We start from the raw sequence: 17613 nt of genomic DNA, 5'->3' as shown, positions 1-17613 counted from the left end.
ACCAGACTATCAATTAGCATATTGGCACATTAGCACATTAAACAATTAAATAATTAACATCATGCTATACTACTTATTTCAATGGTTAGATAAATATGACTTCCCCGGTGCGGGCATGTTCGGCTATACATCCTTCCGTTCGTTGATGGCAATCATTCTGGCATTGCTCATTTCGAGTATCTGGGGAGATAAGTTCATCAATCTACTGAAACGCAAGCAGATTACCGAAACGCAACGTGATGCCAGCATCGACCCGTTCGGCGTAAACAAGGTGGGAGTACCCAGCATGGGCGGTGTCATCATTATTTTTGCCATACTCATTCCTTGCCTGCTACTGGGCAAATTGAGCAATATTTATATGATATTGATGCTGATTACCACAATCTGGCTGGGGTCGCTGGGCTTTGCCGACGACTACATCAAGATATTCAAGAAGGATAAGGAAGGCCTGCACGGTAAGTTCAAAATCATCGGTCAGGTGGGCTTGGGACTTATCGTCGGACTGACTCTCTACCTCAGTCCTCAGGTGGTTATCCGCGAGAACATAGAAATAGAGAAACCGGACGGACAGATAGAAGTGGTGCATGCCGCCAAGGAAATCAAGGCAACGCAGACCACCATCCCGTTCTTCAAGAGCAATAACTTCGACTACGCCGACCTAGTGGGCTTTATGGGTGAACATGCCCAGACAGCAGGTTGGATATTGTTCGTGATTATCACGATTTTCGTAGTTACCGCCGTCAGCAACGGAGCCAACCTGAATGACGGAATGGACGGAATGGCGGCAGGGAACTCCGCCATTATCGGACTGACCTTGGGAATACTCGCCTACGTATCGAGCCACATTGAATATGCCGGCTACCTGAACATCATGTACATTCCCGGCTCGGAAGACTGGTAATCTTTATCTGTGCCTTCATCGGTGCACTTATCGGCTTCTTGTGGTACAACGCCTATCCGGCCCAAATATTCATGGGTGATACGGGCAGCCTGACCATTGGAGGAATCATCGCAGTATACGCCATCATTATTCACAAGGAACTGCTGATACCCATCCTTTGCGGTATCTTCCTGGTGGAGAACCTTTCGGTCATCCTGCAACGCCTCTACTACAAGGCAGGCAAGCGGAAAGGCGTGAAACAACGTCTCTTCAAAAGAACGCCGATACACGACCACTTCCGCACTTCCATGAGTCTGATAGAGCCGGGATGCAGCGTGGTATTCACCAAACCGGACAAGCTGTTCCACGAATCCAAAATCACCATCCGCTTCTGGATTGTGACGATTGTACTGGCAGCGATAACGATTATAACATTAAAGATTAGATGACAAGCAAATGAAAGAATTAATAATTAAAGAATTAAAGGCAAGCCGGAAGACTGAGAAAAGCCATGCCACAGCCTTCATTCTTTAACTCTTTCATTCTTTAATTTTGAATAAATATATGAGTAGAATTGTAGTATTAGGAGCTGGCGAAAGCGGCGCAGGCGCTGCCGTACTGGCCAAAGTGAAAGGTTTCGACACGTTCGTCTCCGACATGTCCGCCATTAAAGACAAATACAAGGAACTGCTGGATAAGTACGGCATTGCCTGGGAAGAGGGACACCACACAGAAGAGCTGATTCTGAATGCTGACGAAGTGGTGAAAAGCCCCGGTATCCCCAACGACGCTCCGCTCATCATGAAATTAAAGGAAAAAGGTACGCCCATCATCTCTGAGATAGAGTTTGCGGGACGGTACACTGACGCAAAGATGGTCTGTATCACCGGTTCGAACGGAAAGACGACAACCACCTCGCTCATTTATCACATCTTCAAGAGTGCAGGACTGAACGTCGGCCTCGCCGGCAACATCGGCAACAGCCTGGCCTTGCAGGTAGCCACGGAGCAGCATGATTACTACGTCATTGAGCTGAGTTCCTTCCAACTGGACAATATGTATAACTTCCGTGCCAACATTGCCGTACTGATGAACATCACTCCGGACCACTTGGACCGCTACGACCACTGTATGCAGAAATATGTGGACGCCAAATTCCGCATCACCCAAAACCAGACACCGGAAGACGCTTTTATCTTCTGGAATGACGACCCCATCATCAAGCGCGAGCTGGACAAGCATGGCCTGCGCGCCCATCTCTATCCGTTCGCTGCCGTCAAGGAAGACGGGGCCATCGCATACGTGGAAGACGGTGAAGTGGAAATCAACGAACCGATAGCCTTCAATATGGAGCAAGAGGAGCTGGCGTTGCACGGTACACACAACCTATACAATTCGTTAGCCGCCGGCATCTCGGCCAATTTGGCCGGCATCCGGAAAGAATATATCCGCAAAGCCTTGTCCGACTTCAAGGGAGTGGAACACCGGTTGGAGAAAGTAGCCACCGTACGCGGCGTGAACTTCATCAACGATTCCAAGGCAACGAACGTAAACTCCTGCTGGTATGCCCTGCAAAGCATGACCGGCAAAACCGTACTTATCCTCGGTGGTAAGGACAAAGGGAATGATTATACGGAAATCGAAGACCTTGTACGCGAAAAGTGCTCTGCCCTGGTATATTTGGGATTGCACAACGAAAAGCTGCACGACTTCTTCGACCGCCTGGAATTGCCCGTAGCCGATGTTCAGACCGGCATGAAGGATGCCGTAGAAGCAGCCTTCAAACTGGCAAAGAAAGGTGAAACCGTATTGCTCAGCCCTTGCTGTGCCTCCTTCGACCTCTTCAAGAGCTATGAGGACCGCGGCGAGCAGTTCAAAGCATGTGTCAGAGCCTTATAATAAAAGCACGGATGGCATCCGCCTTTCATTTTTTAATTATTAATTTTTAATTTGCGAAGCATTGGATTTATTAAAGAGCATATTCAAAGGGGATAAAGTAATCTGGATGATATTCCTCTTCCTTTGCCTCATCTCCATAGTGGAGGTGTTCAGCGCATCGAGCACGCTGGTCTATCAGAGCGGCAACCACTGGGGCCATCACGCGCCACACCATCTTCCTAATGATAGGCTCCTTGTTCGTGGTGTTGTTCCACAACATCCCCTACAAATGGTTTCAAGGCATTCCTTACTTGCTGTTCATACCTACACTCATCTTCCTAATCATGTTGTTGGTGTGCAATGACCTCAACATAGCCGGAGTGCTGGTTATCGAAAAGACCAACGATGCAGGACGATGGATAAAGCTGCTTGGCATACAGTTTCAGCCATCTGAATTTGCCAAGATGACCGTAATGATAGCCACCGCCTACAACCTTTCGAGGGGACAAACCGAAGAGGGAGCAAACCCCAAAGCCTTCAAGTACATTATGGGGATTACCGGCTTGTTCTGCCTGCTCATCTTCCCGGAAAACTTCTCCACGGCAGCGCTACTCTTCGGAGTGGTGTACCTGATGATGTTCATCGGTCGCATTGCTGCCAAGAAGATGGTGATACTGACAAGTACCTTGTTGGGTATCGCCGTGGCAGGCGTGCTTTTCCTGGAACTGACCAAGGACGTGGACAGCCGTTTCCTGCACCGTTTCGACACTTGGCGCACACGCATCGAAAAATTTGTCAGCTCCGAAGAGGTGCCTGCCGCCAAGTTCGACATTGACCGCGATGCACAAGTGGGACACGCACGCATCGCCATGGCGACCAGCCACATTTTAGGTAAGGGACCGGGAAACTCCGTACAACGGGACTTCCTGAGCCAAGCTTACTCCGACTTTATCTTCGCCATCATTGTGGAAGAATTAGGGTTACTTCCAGCTGCCATCGTAGTATTGCTCTACATTATCCTGCTGATAAGGGTGGGGCGCATCGCCAAAAAATGCAACCGTACCTTCCCTGCTTTCCTTGTCATAGGTATTGCCTTGCTACTGGTGACACAAGCCATGTTCAATATGATGGTGGCTGTTGGTCTGGCACCCGTTACGGGACAGCCCCTACCGCTTATCAGCCGCGGAGGAACCTCCACCATTATCAACTGCATATACATCGGCATGATACTGAGTGTCAGCCGCTATACAGCCAAGCTGGAGGAACAGCGGATGCATGATGCGCAAGTGCCGATGCTGGTAGATGCCGGAAATGTCGAGACCCCGGAACAACAGGTCGACAGCGAGGCACAAACAGCCGCCGAGCCGACAGCAAAGGTACTGAACAGTGATGCGGAGTTTGAATAACGGCCTCTCCAGCCTCTCTCCCGCAGGGAGGGGAGGAAAGAATGATTGAGTAATGGAGAGGATACCAATAATACAAAAACAAAGGAGAAAAAGGAAAACAAGAAGAAATAGGAAATAAAGAAGAACAAGAATATGAGCAAAGATGTAAGCAATTATACAAGCATAAGTAACCCTACCCCCCTCTACGGGGGAGGGGCAGGGGGTGAGGCTTATCATCAGCGGCGGCGGTACCGGAGGACATATCTTTCCGGCCATCTCCATCGCTAACGCCATAAAAGAGTTGTGTCCCGACGCAGAGATTCTCTTCGTAGGTGCTGAAGGAAGAATGGAAATGCAGCGTGTTCCCGATGCCGGTTACCGGATTATAGGCTTACCCGTTGCCGGATTCGACCGTAAACATCTGTGGAAGAACTTTTCCGTACTGCTGAAACTGATACGGAGCCAGTGGAAAGCACGGAGCATTATCAAGGAGTTCCGTCCGCAAGTGGCCGTCGGTGTAGGTGGCTATGCCAGTGGTCCTACGCTGAAAATGGCGGGCATGATGGGTATTCCCACACTGATACAAGAACAGAATTCCTACGCCGGTGTCACCAACAAGCTGCTGGCACAGAAGGCATGCAAGATTTGCGTGGCCTACGAAGGTATGGAAAAATTCTTTCCGGCAGAAAAGATAATCATGACCGGTAATCCGGTGCGCCAGAACCTGCTCGGACATTCCATCCTGCACGAAGATGCCGTAAAGTACTTCGGACTGAACCCGGAGAAGAAAACCATACTGATATTGGGCGGCAGCTCGGAGCCCGCACCATCAACCAGACATTGAGTGCCGGACTGGATGTCATTCGTGCCAATCCCGATGTGCAATTCATCTGGCAGACGGGGAAGATATACATTGACCAGGTCAGAGAGGCTATTACAAATACAACGGGAGAAGCCGTACGCAACCCGCGCATTAGTGCCATCCCCAATCTGTACGTGACGGACTTCATTAAGGATATGGCAAACGCATACGCAGCTGCCGACCTTGTGATTTCGCGTGCAGGAGCCGGTTCCATCTCCGAGTTCTGTCTGCTGCACAAGCCGGTCATCCTGGTTCCCTCACCCAATGTGGCAGAGGACCACCAGACCAAAAATGCGCTGGCGCTGGTGGATAAGGGTGCAGCTATCTATGTGAAGGATGTGGAAGCGAAAGAGAAGCTGCTGCCGGTGGCGTTGGAGACAATCGCTAACCCCGAGAAGCTGCAAGACTTAAGCAAGAATATCTCCAAGCTGGCGTTGCCGGACTCGGCGACAATTATTGCGAAGGAGGTATTGAAAAGCCTCTCCCCCTGCCCCTCCCCCGTAGAGGGGAGAATAGATAGTACTGCTATCATTCTTGTATAAGAAGTGTTTGAAGAAAAGATTTGAATATGGATAAACATATAAGCAATAGTAACTTATCTCCCCTCCTACGGGGAGGCAGGGGGTGGGGCTTGAAGCCATCCGCTCCGTTTACTTCATCGGCGCCGGCGGTATCGGCATGAGTGCGCTGATACGTTATTTCCTCTCTAAAGGAAAGACAGTAGCGGCTACGACCGTACGCCGAGCGAACTGACAGAACGTCTGATTACGGAAGGAGCACAGATACACTACGAAGAGGATATCAACCTTATTCCGGAGGCGTGCAAAGACAAGGCAAGCACGCTCGTGGTCTATACCCCCGCCGTGCCGCAAGAGCATGCAGAACTGACCTATTTCCGTGAAAACGGTTTCGACATACATAAGCGCTCCCAAGTATTAGGCATCATCACCCGCAGCAGCAAAGGTCTGTGCGTGGCAGGCACGCATGGTAAGACTACCACCAGCACCATGGCTGCCCACCTGCTGTACCAGTCACACGTGGCTGCACCGCCTTCCTCGGAGGTATTTCGAAAAATTACGGGACGAATCTGTTGCTTTCTGCCACCAGCCCTTATACCGTTATCGAAGCGGATGAGTTCGACCGCTCCTTCCACTGGCTATCGCCCTGGATGAGCGTCATTACCGCCACCGACCCCGACCACCTGGATATATACGGTACCAAAGAAGCCTATCTCGAAAGCTTCCGCCACTACACCACGCTTATCCAGCCGGGCGGCGCCTGATTCTGCACAAAGGACTGGAGATGCAACCCGACGTACAGCCGGGGGTAACCACGTATACCTACTCGCGCCATGAAGGCGACTTCCATGCCGAGAATATCCGTATCGGAAACGGTGAAATCTTCATCGACTTCGTGGCACCGGATACCCGCATCAACGATATTCAGTTGGGTGTTCCCGTCAGCATCAACATCGAGAATGGTGTTGCCGCCATGGCACTCGCCCATCTCAGCGGTGCCACCGACGAGGAAATCAAGCAAGGCATGGCAAGCTTCCGCGGAGTGGACCGCCGTTTCGACTTCAAGCTGAAGAATGACCGGACTGTATTCCTCAGCGACTACGCCCACCACCCTGCCGAAATAGCCCAAAGCGTGAAGTCCGTCCGCGAGCTGTACCAAGACAAGAAGATAACCGTCATCTTCCAGCCCCACTTGTACACCCGCACCCGCGACTTCTACCGTGATTTTGCAGACAGCCTTTCCCTGTCCGACGAGGTGATTCTGACAGAGATATACCCTGCCCGCGAGCAACCGATTCCCGGCGTGACGAGCCAGCTGATTTATGACAACCTCCGCCCCGGCATCGAGAAATGCATCTGTAGGAAAGAAGACGTCCTCAGCCTCCTCGCCCAGAAGCACACCGAAGTATTGGTAGTGCTGGGAGCCGGTGACCTGGACAACTATGCGCCCCAAATCACCCAACTATTATCAGAAAAATATCATGATTAAAAGGATTCTACTTTCTATCGTTCTGTTGCTTGTCATTGCCTACCTGGTAGTGGCTGTCACTGCTTTCAACCGCAAGCCCGCCTCGCAGGTGTGCCAAGACATGGAGTTGGTGATAAAAGACACGGTATATGCCGGCTTCATCACGAAGAAGGAAGTAGCTACCCTGCTGGAAAAGAAAGGCATCAGCCCCATTGGGAAAGACCTGGAACGCGTGCGCACCAAGACCTTGGAGCGCGAACTTGCCAAGCATCCCCTCATCGACCGGGTGGAGTGCTACAAGACCCCGAGCGGCAAGCTCTGCATCGAAGTGACCCAGCGCATCCCCATCCTGCGCGTGATGAGCGCCAACGGCGAAAACTACTATCTGGACAACAAAGGCACCGTGATGCCTCCCGATGCAAAGTGCGTTGCACACCTCGCCGTTGTGACCGGAAATGTAGAAAAGTCGTTTGCCATGAGGGATTTATATAAGTTTGGTGTATTTTTGCAGAAGAATTCTTTCTGGAATGCACAGATAGAGCAAATTCATGTATTGCCCGGCAAGAACATCGAGTTAGTGCCCCGCGTCGGCGACCACCTTATCTATTTAGCAAGATTGCCGGATTCGAGAAGAAGCTGAAACGTGTAAAGGCATTCTACGAAAGAGGATTGAACCAGGTGGGTTGGAACAAATACTCCCGCATCAGCGTTGAATTTGATAATCAAATCATCTGCACAAAGAGAGAATAAGGGGATTTACTATTTGACTATTTACTATTTACGATTGAATAGTCTTGCTACAATAGTCAAATAGTCCTTCTTTATCAAAGCGCAGCAAATAGTAAATTGTAAATAGTAAAATAGTAAATAAATAGATATGGCAACAACAGATTTCATCGCCGCTATCGAGTTGAGTTCTTCCAAGATTTCCGGTATCGCAGGAAAGAAGAACAGTGACGGAAGTATCCAGGTGTTGGCTTATGCACGCGAAGATGCATCCCCATTTATACACAAAGGGGCCATCTACAACATTGACAAGGCCGCACAAGCGCTGACTTCCATCATCAACAAGCTGGAAGGCCAGCTGAACAACTCCATCGCCAAAGTATATGTAGGCATCGGCGGACAATCATTGCGCACGGTGAGGAATGCGGTAAGCCGTACGCTGGAGGAAGAGAGCATCATTTCGCAAGAACTGGTAGACGAGATTTGCGACGAGAACCGTGATGTACCCCTGGTAGACATGAGCGTGCTGGATGTAGCCCCGCAAGAATACAAGATAGACAACACGCTGCATGTGGAGCCCGTAGGAGTTGCCGGAAGACACATCACCGGACAGTTCCTCAACATCGTGGCGCGCGCCTCGCTGAAGAAGAACCTTGAACACAGCTTCGAACAAGCCAAAGTGGAAATTGCCGACGACCTGCTCGTGGCTCCCACTGCGTTGGCCAAAGCCGTGCTGACCGAAAACGAGATGCGTTCGGGCTGCGCACTAGTGGACTTCGGTGCCGACACCACCACCGTGCTGGTCTATAAGAACAATATCCTACGCTACCTCAGCGTACTGCCGCTGGGTGGAAACAACATTACCCACGACATCACTTCCCTGCAAATGGAAGAGGAAGATGCCGAGAAGCTGAAACTGCAATACGGTGATGCCCTCTACGAGGAGGAAGAAGACGCCGAGACCCCTGCCGTATGCACGTCGGAAGACGGTCGTACCTTCGAACTGGCCCTGCTGAACAATATTATCGGAGCACGTGCAGAAGAAATTCTTGCCAACGTATGGAACCAGTTGCAACTTTCCGGCTACGAGGACAAACTTTTCTCCGGTGTTGTATTCACCGGTGGAGGAGCCAATCTGAAGAATCTTGAGAAAGCCTTCCATAAAGTGAGCAAGATTGAAAAGGTAAAGACCGCCAAGTTCGTACAGACCACCGTCCACACACACAGCGACGAGCCCCAAAAGGACGGCATGCACAACACACTGCTGGGCCTGCTGGCTGCCGGCAACGAGAATTGCTGCCTGCAAGAAGTGAAGCCGGTGCAGCAGCCTGCCTCCAATGTTCCTCCCAAACCGGTCGACATATTCGTGGACGACGAAGCGCTGAAAGAGCAGGAAGCCGCCGCACGCGCCGCCAAGGCACAGCGCGAGAAGGAAGAGAAAGAACGCAAGGAGCGTGAGCGCAAAGAAAGGGAGCTACGCGAAAAGGAAGAAAAGAAGAAGAAAAAGAAAGAAGGCCCCAGCTGGTTCGAAAAGACTTTCAACAAGCTTTCCAACGAAATCTTCTCGGACGACGATATGAAGTAATAATGTGATAATGTGCCAGAAAATTAAGTTATTATGGAAGATATAGTACAATTCGATTTCCCGACCGATTCACCGAAAATCATTAAAGTAATCGGTGTAGGCGGAGGTGGCGGCAATGCCGTGAACCATATGTACCGGGAAGGTATACACGACGTGACGTTCGTACTGTGCAACACAGACAACCAAGCGTTGAAGGACTCTCCCGTGCCCGTGAAGTTACAGCTTGGAAAAGAAGGCCTGGGAGCCGGAAACCGCCCTGCCCGTGCCCGCAAGGCAGCAGAAGAGAGCATCGAAGACATCAAGAATATGCTGAACGACGGCACCAAGATGGTATTCATCACTGCCGGAATGGGCGGTGGTACCGGTACGGGTGCCGCACCCATCATTGCACAAACCGCCAAGGAAATGGACATCCTGACCATCGGCATCGTCACCATCCCTTTCCGCTGGGAGGGCGACAAGAAGATAGACCAGGCACTGGATGGCGTAGAGGAAATCAGCAAGCACGTAGATGCCCTGCTGGTCATCAACAATGAAAAGCTGAGCGAGATATACAGCGAGCTGTCCGTGGACGACGCGTTTGACAAGGCCGACGACACCCTTTCGGTAGCCGCCAAGAGCATTGCCGAAATCATCACCCTGCATGGAAAGGTGAACCTCGACTTCAACGACGTGAAAACAGTGCTGAAGGACGGCGGCGTAGCCATCATGAGTACCGGCTACGGCGAAGGTGACAACCGTGTCAGCGAAGCCATCAAGAATGCACAGCACTCTCCGTTGCTGAACAACAACGACATCTTCAACTCCAAGAAAGTACTCCTCAACATCTCTTACAGTGCACAATACAAGCTGATGATGAGCGAGATGGACGAGGTGAAGGAGTTCATGAACCGTTTCAGCCGCGACTTCGAAACCAAATTCGGTATGGCCATCGACGACAAGCTGGAACAGAAAGTGAAAATCACCCTGCTTGCCACCGGTTTCGGTATCCAGGACATCCACATGAAGGAGATGGACGACCGCATCACCCAGCGCACCGCCGAAGAACAGCAACGCCTTGCCGAGCTGGAGGAGGAAGAGGAACAGAGACGCAACCGCCGCGAAGTGTACTATGGCAAGGATGCCAATGCCCGTTCCCAGCGCAGCCGCCGTCGCCATATCTATCTCTTCAATCCCGAAGACATGGACAACGCCGACATCATCAGCATGGTGGAGAATTCTCCGACCTATCTGCGTGACAAAAGCACGCTGAACAGCATCAAGATGAAGGCAGAGCAGGAAGGGCAGCTCGCTACCGAAGCCGCGCAAGAGGCAGAAAGCGGTGCAGGGGGAGTCATCACCTTCTGATTTTTCCGTTCCCGATATGTAAAACCATCCTCCTCCCCTTCGGGGGAACAGGAGTAAACCTATAACAATATGGATTTATTTGAAAAAGTCAGCGAAGACATTAAAACAGCCATGAAAGCCAAAGACAAAGTGGCTCTTGAAACATTGAGAAACGTAAAGAAAGTATTCCTTGAAACCAAAACCGCTCCCGGAGCCAACGATACCCTGAGCGATGCAGATGCTTTGAAGATTATCCAAAAACTGGCCAAGCAAGGCAAAGACGCCGCTGAAATCTATGTACAGCAAGGTCGCCAGGACTTGGCAGACGATGAGCTGGCACAAGTAAAGGTGCTTGAAACCTATCTGCCCAAGCAGATGAGCGCCGAAGAACTGGAGGCAGCCTTGAAGGAAATCATAGCCGAAGTCGGCGCCACCAGCGGCAAGGACATGGGCAAGGTGATGGGTGTAGCCAGCAAGAAACTTGCCGGACTTGCCGAAGGCCGCGCCATCTCGGCCAAAGTAAAAGAGTTGCTGGGATAATTTTGGTGATTAATTACCTTATACTATCTTATTTCCCCTCCTCCTGGAGGAGGGGTGCCCGTAGCGGGGTGGTAGAGAGCATAAACTATAACAATCTCGTTTGTGACGCTACCACCTCCCCTACGGGTACTCACCCCTCCACCTCCCCCGCAAGAGATTATACACTATCTATCAACGCATTATATTTACCGACCGTTTACCATAAGATGTAAAAGCCGTTACCTAATGATGTAACGACCGTTACCCTATATTGTAACGACCTTTACAGCTTATCGTAACGACTCTTACAGCAGTAGGTAACGACCCTTACAGCAGTAGGTAAAGCTCCCTACTCCCATAATAAAGGCAGCGCACACTTATTGGGCCGTTACACCGACGATAATCAATCAAAAAGCTCCTTCAATACCTCAAGTGATTTCAATACCGGGAAATCCGGCAGATGCAGACGATAATATTCATTCATAATATTCAGGCAGCGGGTACGCTCCAACCGGTTCATGGTGAAAAGATGCATCGTTTCATAATTCATGCGCATCAGCTGTGTCAGGCGGGCCGCCTCCTCGGGAGCGATGTAATTGGAATGGAGCTGCGGACGCAAGGGAGTGAAACAAGCATTCTGCAAATCGAAGTAATCTCCGGCATGATAATCCTCCAGGTTGGGATACAAACCGAGAAAACGGGAAAGGCGCATCAGGAAGACCAGATGGAAATTGGCAAACCCCTCCCTGCATTCATCCAGCCAGATGACAGAATGATAGAGATAAGCAAACAACGGACGGTTCTCCGCCTCCTCGCGGACAGCGCGATAAAGGAATTCCGAAAGAAACAAGGCGATGGCAGATTTGTAGGGATCGTACGGAAGCGTGGCGAAAGGATAAAGAGACTTCGCCTCCTTCACCTTATATATAGTGGCATTAGGACGGAAATCAGCTTCAAGTTCCACCAATGCCAGCGGCTGGAAGAGTACCGGCTTCACCGCCGCCTTGCGCGAACGGGGTATGGACACCATGAAGGAAGCCCTGCCAGCCGTCTCCGTATAGATGTCTGCAATGAGAGATGTATCCTTATATTTCAGGGTATGCAGTACAATCCCCAGTGTTTTCTGTAACATTCCCGATTTCTTTATCTGGTTTCAATCCGATAACAAAGCTACAAAAAAAGCCCGAAAGAAGAGAAACTAAAGGAGAAGAATAAAAAAACAAGGTAAGGGATGTAAAAAAATGAAAGCACATATCACACTGATTTTCAACAGATAAAATACTAATTCAAGACAAAAAGCGACAGAAAGCCATGTTTTTTTCTTGCGAATGTTTTGGTAATTCAAAAATAGTTTCTACCTTTGCATCCGCAAACGAGAAATAAAGGCTCTTTGCAAGAGCGGAAACGCTCACCAAAGGATGGCCCGTTCGTCTATCGGTTAGGACGCAAGATTTTCATTCTTGAAAGGGGGGTTCGATTCCCCCACGGGCTACAAAATAAAAAAATAAACGAATTAAAAAAGATTAGTCGAGATGGCAAATCATAAATCATCACTGAAGAGAATCAGACAAGAAGAAACAAGAAGACTTCACAACAGATATTATGGCAAGACCATGAGAAACGCTGTTCGTAAGCTTCGTGCTACTACAGACAAAGCTGCAGCAACAGCAATGTATCCGGGTATCACAAAACTGTTGGATAAATTGGCTAAGACTAATGTAATCCACAAGAACAAGGCTAACAACTTGAAGTCAAAATTGGCTATCTATATAACAAGCTGGCTTAAGTTGACCGTTACACAAAAGATATTACAAGGCTGGACTTTTTAGTCCGGCCTTTCTCATTTGCACCTCTCTATTTATCTGCATCCAGACAAGTTTCTTTTCTGTGCTAAAAAGCTGTAAACTACCCGAATTTATCCGTTTGTTTGGCTGTATATCCCAAGGATTTTCACTATATTTGCTCTGTTATTACAATAAGGAAAAAAGATTATGACTGAAGAAGAAAAGATAAATGGCGAAAACAATTACTCGGCCAGCAACATCCAAGTATTGGAAGGATTGGAAGCCGTACGTAAGCGTCCGGCCATGTATATCGGAGACATCAGTGAGAACGGCCTGCACCACCTGGTGTACGAGGTAGTGGACAACTCCATCGACGAAGCAATGGCCGGTTACTGCGACCATATCGAGGTCACCATCAACGAAGACAATTCCATCACCGTACAGGACAACGGTCGCGGTATTCCCGTGGATTGGCACGAGAAAGAACAGAAATCGGCCCTGGAAGTTGTCATGACCGTGCTCCATGCCGGAGGTAAGTTCGACAAAGGCTCCTACAAGGTTTCGGGCGGTCTGCACGGCGTAGGCGTATCTTGCGTAAACGCGCTCTCCAAGCACATGACTACCCAAGTGTTCCGCAACGGTAAAATCTACCAGCAGGAATACGAATGCGGCAAGCCGCTGTATGCCGTCAAGGAAGTGGGCACTTGCGACCCCGGTTTCTCTGGAACCAAACAGACTTTCTGGCCGGACGACAGCATATTCACCGTCAGCGAGTACAAGTATTCCACCCTTCAAGCCCGCTTGCGCGAGCTTGCCTACCTGAACAAAGGCATCAGCATTACACTGACCGACCTCCGTACAAAGGATGAGGAAGGCAACCCGCCGATAGAGAAATTCCATTCCGAAGAAGGAGTAAAGGAGTTTGTACGCTACCTGAACAGCAACAACACCCCGCTTTTCGATGACGTGATTTACTTGAACACCGAAAAGGCGAATGTCCCATCGAGTGTGCCATCATGTACAACACCGGTTATCGTGAAAACCTGCACTCTTACGTCAACAATATCAACACCAAAGAAGGCGGTACGCACGAAGGAGGCTTCCGTGCCGCGCTGACCCGCGTACTGAAGAAATATGGTGAAGACACCTGCGCCAAGCAACTGGAGAAAGCGAAAGTGGAAATCTCCGGCGAGGACTTCCGCGAAGGCTTGATAGCCGTCATCTCCGTCAAAGTATCGGAACCGCAATTTGAAGGACAGACCAAGACGAAACTGGGAAACAGCGAAGTGAGCGGTGCCGTCAACCAAGCCGTGGGCGAAGCACTCACCTACTATCTGGAAGAGCACCCCAAGGAAGCCAAGCTGATTGTGGAAAAAGTGATTCTTGCCGCCACAGCCCGTGTTGCCGCACGCAAGGCGCGCGAATCCGTACAACGCAAATCGCCCATGTCGGGTGGAGGCATGCCCGGCAAACTTGCCGACTGCTCCAGCAAGGACCCGGAAGAATGCGAACTGTTCTTAGTCGAGGGCGACTCCGCAGGAGGTTCGGCCAAGCAAGGGCGTAACCGTACTTTCCAAGCCATCCTTCCCCTGCGAGGCAAGATTCTGAATGTAGAGAAAGCCATGTGGCACAAAGCATTCGAGAGCGATGAAGTGAACAACATCATCCAAGCCCTGGGTATCCGTTTCGGCGTGGACAGCGAGGACAGCAAAGAAGCGAACATCGACAAGCTGCGCTACAAGAAGGTGATCATCATGACCGATGCCGACGTCGATGGTTCTCACATCGACACGCTGATTATGACGCTTTTCTTCCGCTACTTCCCGCAAGTCATCCAGCAGGGTTACTTGTACATCGCCACTCCTCCCCTCTACCTTTGCACCAAAGGCAAGGCGAAAGAGTATTGCTGGACAGACCAGCAGCGCCAGAAGTTTATCGACACTTACGGCGGCGGTTCGGAAAACGCAGTACATACCCAACGCTACAAAGGTTTGGGTGAAATGAACCCGGAACAGTTGTGGGAAACCACCATGAATCCGGATAACCGCATGCTGAAACAGGTGCATCTTGAAAATGCAGCCGAAGCCGACTATATCTTCTCCATGCTGATGGGTGAAGACGTGGGCCCGCGCCGCGATTTCATCGAAAAGAATGCAACGTATGCAAATATCGACGCTTAATAAATAATAAATAACCAACCTCACATCTTACAACGAGGAAGCCCCGGACGGGCAGGATAATCCTGCTGACCGGGGCTTTTCCTTTATCCCTCTTCCAAAGAAGAGACCTATCTCCGCACGGAAGAACTATAGGATTCCTTGTTTTTTCATCTCTTCCACTACCAATTCCAGCTCTGCATACCAGTCCTCACCAAACTTACGGATAAGCGGCTCTTTCAGAAACTTATACACGGGCAGATTTTCCTTTTGTCCCAACAGCATAGCAGCTTTACAGACATCCCAACGATGATAGTTCACTGCCTTATAGAGTCCGTAATTCCCCACCCTTATCGGATAGAGATGGCAGGATATAGGTTTGTAGAAGTTGGTCCTACCCTCACGGTAAGCCTTTTCGATGGCGCAATAGCAACAGCCTTTATCATCATAACAGGTAAAGACGCAATCCTTGTTGTTCACAATAGAAGTCACCAGGTCACCTTCACAATCGGTATAGACCACACCTTGCTCCTCTATCACGGCGCGGGCTTCGGGAGAAAGCTCGTCCCAAATCAGCGGAAGCACCTCTTCCAGTTTCTCCACCTCGTCCAGCTCTACGGGAGCACCGGCATCGCCCTCGATGCAGCAAATCCCCTGGCAGGCACCCAAGTCACACAAGAACTTCTCGCGCAAGACATCGAAAGAAACCACAACATCACCAATCTGTATCATAATCGTTCTATTGAAAAAAGACGCGGATTATCCGGATTGCACAGACTCAACTTTAAGAGCATCCGTGGAATCCGTATAATCCGCGTCTAAATATTGTTACGGCTTTGACGCCTTACTTAATCAAATCTTTACCAGTCATTTCAGCCGGCTGCTCCATACCCAAAATATGCAGGATAGAAGGAGCTACGTCAGCCAATACACCGTTCTCAACCTTGGCGTCCTTGTTTGCAGTAACGTAAACAAAAGGAACGGGGTTCAGAGAGTGGGCAGTATTCGGAGTACCATCCTCATTCAGAGCATGGTCGGCATTACCGTGGTCGGCGATGATGATTACTTCATAATCGTTTGCCTTGGCAGCCTCAACGGTGTCTTTCACACATTCGTCGATGGCTTTCACAGCCTTCTCGATAGCTTCGTAGATACCGGTATGTCCTACCATATCACCGTTGGCATAGTTCACCACGATGAAATCGAACTTCTGGGTCTTGATAGCTTCAACCAACTTGTCCTTCACCTCGTACGCGCTCATTTCGGGCTTCAAGTCGTAAGTGGCAACCTTCGGAGAAGGAACCAGAATGCGCTCTTCAGCATCGTAGGGAGTCTCGCGGCCACCGTTGAAGAAGAAAGTCACGTGTGCATACTTCTCTGTTTCGGCAATGTGCAGCTGGGTCTTGCCATTGGCAGCAAGGTATTCGCCCAATGTGTTCTGTACATTCTCCTTATCGAAAAGGATATGCACACCCTTAAAGCTGGCGTCATACGGAGTCATGCAGTAGAACTGCAGGCCCGGAATGGTTTGCATGCCTTGTTCGGGCATATCTTGCTGGGTGAGGACAACAGTCAATTCCTTGGCACGGTCGTTACGGTAATTAAAGAAGATAACCACGTCACCTTCCTTGATGGTACCGTCGCAGTTGCCGTTTACAATCGGCTTGATGAATTCATCTGTAACGCCTTCGTCATAAGACTCCTGCATAGCCTGGGCCATATCCGTAGCAACCTTGCCTTCACCGTTTACCAACAAATCGTAGGCAACCTTCACACGTTCCCAACGTTTGTCACGGTCCATGGCATAGAAACGTCCCACGATGGAAGCAATCTTGCCGGCAGATTTCTCGCAATGGGCAGTCAGCTGTTCAATGAATTCTTTACCGCTCTTCGGGTCGGTATCACGACCGTCCATAAAGCAGTGGATGAAGGTATTCTCGATACCGTATTCCTTGGAAATATCGCAGAGTTTGAACAAATGGTCAAAAGAGCTGTGCACGCCACCGTTGCTGGTCAGTCCCATAAAGTGGATATTCTTGCCGTTTTCCTTTGCATATGAGAAAGCAGAAACAATTTCCTTGTTCTTCAGGATGCTGCCATCGGCACAAGCACGGTTAATCTTCACCAAGTCCTGGTAAACGATGCGTCCGGCACCGATATTGAGGTGACCTACTTCAGAATTACCCATCTGTCCGTCGGGCAAACCAACGTTTTCACCGCTTGCCTGAAGCTCGGAGTGCGGATAAGTTGCCAACAGACTGTCCCAATACGGAGTAGGTGTATTGAAAATCACATCATCTTTACCTTGATCGCCGATACCCCAGCCATCAAGAATCATTAAAAGGGCTTTCTTACTCATAATATTAATCGAATTTAATTGTATAATCTTTTTGTATGATACAAACGTTCTTTATAGTAGGAACCTATTTTTGCGCTGCAAAGGTACAAAAAACAGCCGTTAAAGCGTACTGTTTCAAATGATTTATGTACTTTTGGTTTGATTTTCACCCATAAAACGAACGGAGA

General features: G+C 49.7%; 8 protein-coding genes, 1 tRNA gene and 6 pseudogenes. 12 read left to right on the top strand and 3 right to left on the bottom strand.

Translation table 11 applies throughout. The features are described 5' to 3' along the window. Positions 1–61: 61 nt before the first annotated feature. The 9 genes and pseudogenes from JCM16496_RS00555 (at position 62) to JCM16496_RS00515 (ending at position 11168) form a co-directional block, all read left to right on the top strand. Positions 62–1329 (top strand): annotated as a pseudogene (locus JCM16496_RS00555) (phospho-N-acetylmuramoyl-pentapeptide-transferase). 115 nt (positions 1330–1444) lie between these two features. Then, complete coding sequence (gene murD / locus JCM16496_RS00550; protein WP_025831587.1) at positions 1445–2779, top strand: UDP-N-acetylmuramoyl-L-alanine--D-glutamate ligase; 1335 nt, start codon at positions 1445–1447, stop codon at positions 2777–2779. 61 nt (positions 2780–2840) lie between these two features. Next, a pseudogene (locus JCM16496_RS00545) lies at positions 2841–4164 on the top strand (FtsW/RodA/SpoVE family cell cycle protein). Between the two features lie 202 nt (positions 4165–4366). Continuing rightward, a pseudogene (murG, locus tag JCM16496_RS00540) lies at positions 4367–5547 on the top strand (undecaprenyldiphospho-muramoylpentapeptide beta-N-acetylglucosaminyltransferase). Positions 5548–5683: 136 nt separating this feature from the next. Next, positions 5684–7012, top strand: a pseudogene (locus tag JCM16496_RS00535) (UDP-N-acetylmuramate--L-alanine ligase). Continuing rightward, a pseudogene (locus JCM16496_RS00530) lies at positions 7005–7741 on the top strand (cell division protein FtsQ/DivIB). The pseudogenes JCM16496_RS00535 and JCM16496_RS00530 overlap by 8 nt, the downstream one beginning before the upstream one ends. 127 nt (positions 7742–7868) lie before the next feature. Beyond that, positions 7869–9302, top strand: a complete 1434-nt coding sequence (gene ftsA, locus JCM16496_RS00525; protein ID WP_025831584.1) for a cell division protein FtsA — start codon at positions 7869–7871, stop codon at positions 9300–9302. Positions 9303–9335: 33 nt separating this feature from the next. After that, positions 9336–10649 carry a cell division protein FtsZ gene (ftsZ, locus tag JCM16496_RS00520; RefSeq protein ID WP_025831583.1) on the top strand — a complete coding sequence of 438 codons (1314 nt, stop codon included), beginning with the start codon at positions 9336–9338 and terminating at the stop codon, positions 10647–10649. A gap of 69 nt (positions 10650–10718) precedes the next feature. Further along, complete coding sequence (locus JCM16496_RS00515; RefSeq protein WP_025831582.1) at positions 10719–11168, top strand: GatB/YqeY domain-containing protein; 450 nt, start codon at positions 10719–10721, stop codon at positions 11166–11168. 382 nt (positions 11169–11550) lie between these two features. On the opposite strand, the gene recO is transcribed toward JCM16496_RS00515, so the two are convergent. Beyond that, a complete protein-coding gene (gene recO, locus JCM16496_RS00510; protein WP_025831581.1) occupies positions 11551–12279 on the bottom strand; it encodes a DNA repair protein RecO in 729 nt (242 codons plus the stop codon). A 288-nt stretch (positions 12280–12567) separates the two neighbouring features. On the opposite strand from recO, the gene JCM16496_RS00505 reads away from it, so the two are divergent. The 3 genes and pseudogenes from JCM16496_RS00505 to gyrB all read left to right on the top strand — a co-directional run bounded on the left by JCM16496_RS00505 (position 12568) and on the right by gyrB (position 15111). Continuing rightward, a tRNA-Glu gene (locus JCM16496_RS00505) sits at positions 12568–12639 on the top strand. 40 nt (positions 12640–12679) lie between these two features. After that, on the top strand, positions 12680–12976 hold the full coding sequence (rpsT, locus tag JCM16496_RS00500) for a 30S ribosomal protein S20 (protein WP_025831580.1): 297 nt from the start codon (positions 12680–12682) through the stop codon (positions 12974–12976). A 162-nt stretch (positions 12977–13138) separates the two neighbouring features. Beyond that, positions 13139–15111, top strand: a pseudogene (gene gyrB / locus JCM16496_RS00495) (DNA topoisomerase (ATP-hydrolyzing) subunit B). 126 nt (positions 15112–15237) lie between these two features. On the opposite strand, the gene JCM16496_RS00490 reads toward gyrB, so the two are convergent. Both JCM16496_RS00490 and gpmI read right to left on the bottom strand, forming a co-directional pair. After that, entirely contained in the window at positions 15238–15819 is a 582-nt protein-coding gene (locus tag JCM16496_RS00490) for a DUF3109 family protein (protein WP_025831578.1), read from the bottom strand. Between the two features lie 112 nt (positions 15820–15931). Beyond that, the gene (gene gpmI, locus JCM16496_RS00485) at positions 15932–17446 is read right to left on the bottom strand and encodes a 2,3-bisphosphoglycerate-independent phosphoglycerate mutase (RefSeq protein ID WP_025831576.1); all 1515 of its coding nucleotides are present in this window, start codon (positions 17444–17446) and stop codon (positions 15932–15934) included. Positions 17447–17613: the final 167 nt, after the last annotated feature.

The organism is Bacteroides rodentium JCM 16496 (assembly GCF_000614125.1).
Classification (GTDB): Bacteria; Bacteroidota; Bacteroidia; order Bacteroidales; family Bacteroidaceae; genus Bacteroides; species Bacteroides rodentium.
The sequence above is the reverse complement of the archived record's forward strand: the minus strand, read 5'-3'. Positions and strand labels throughout refer to the sequence as shown.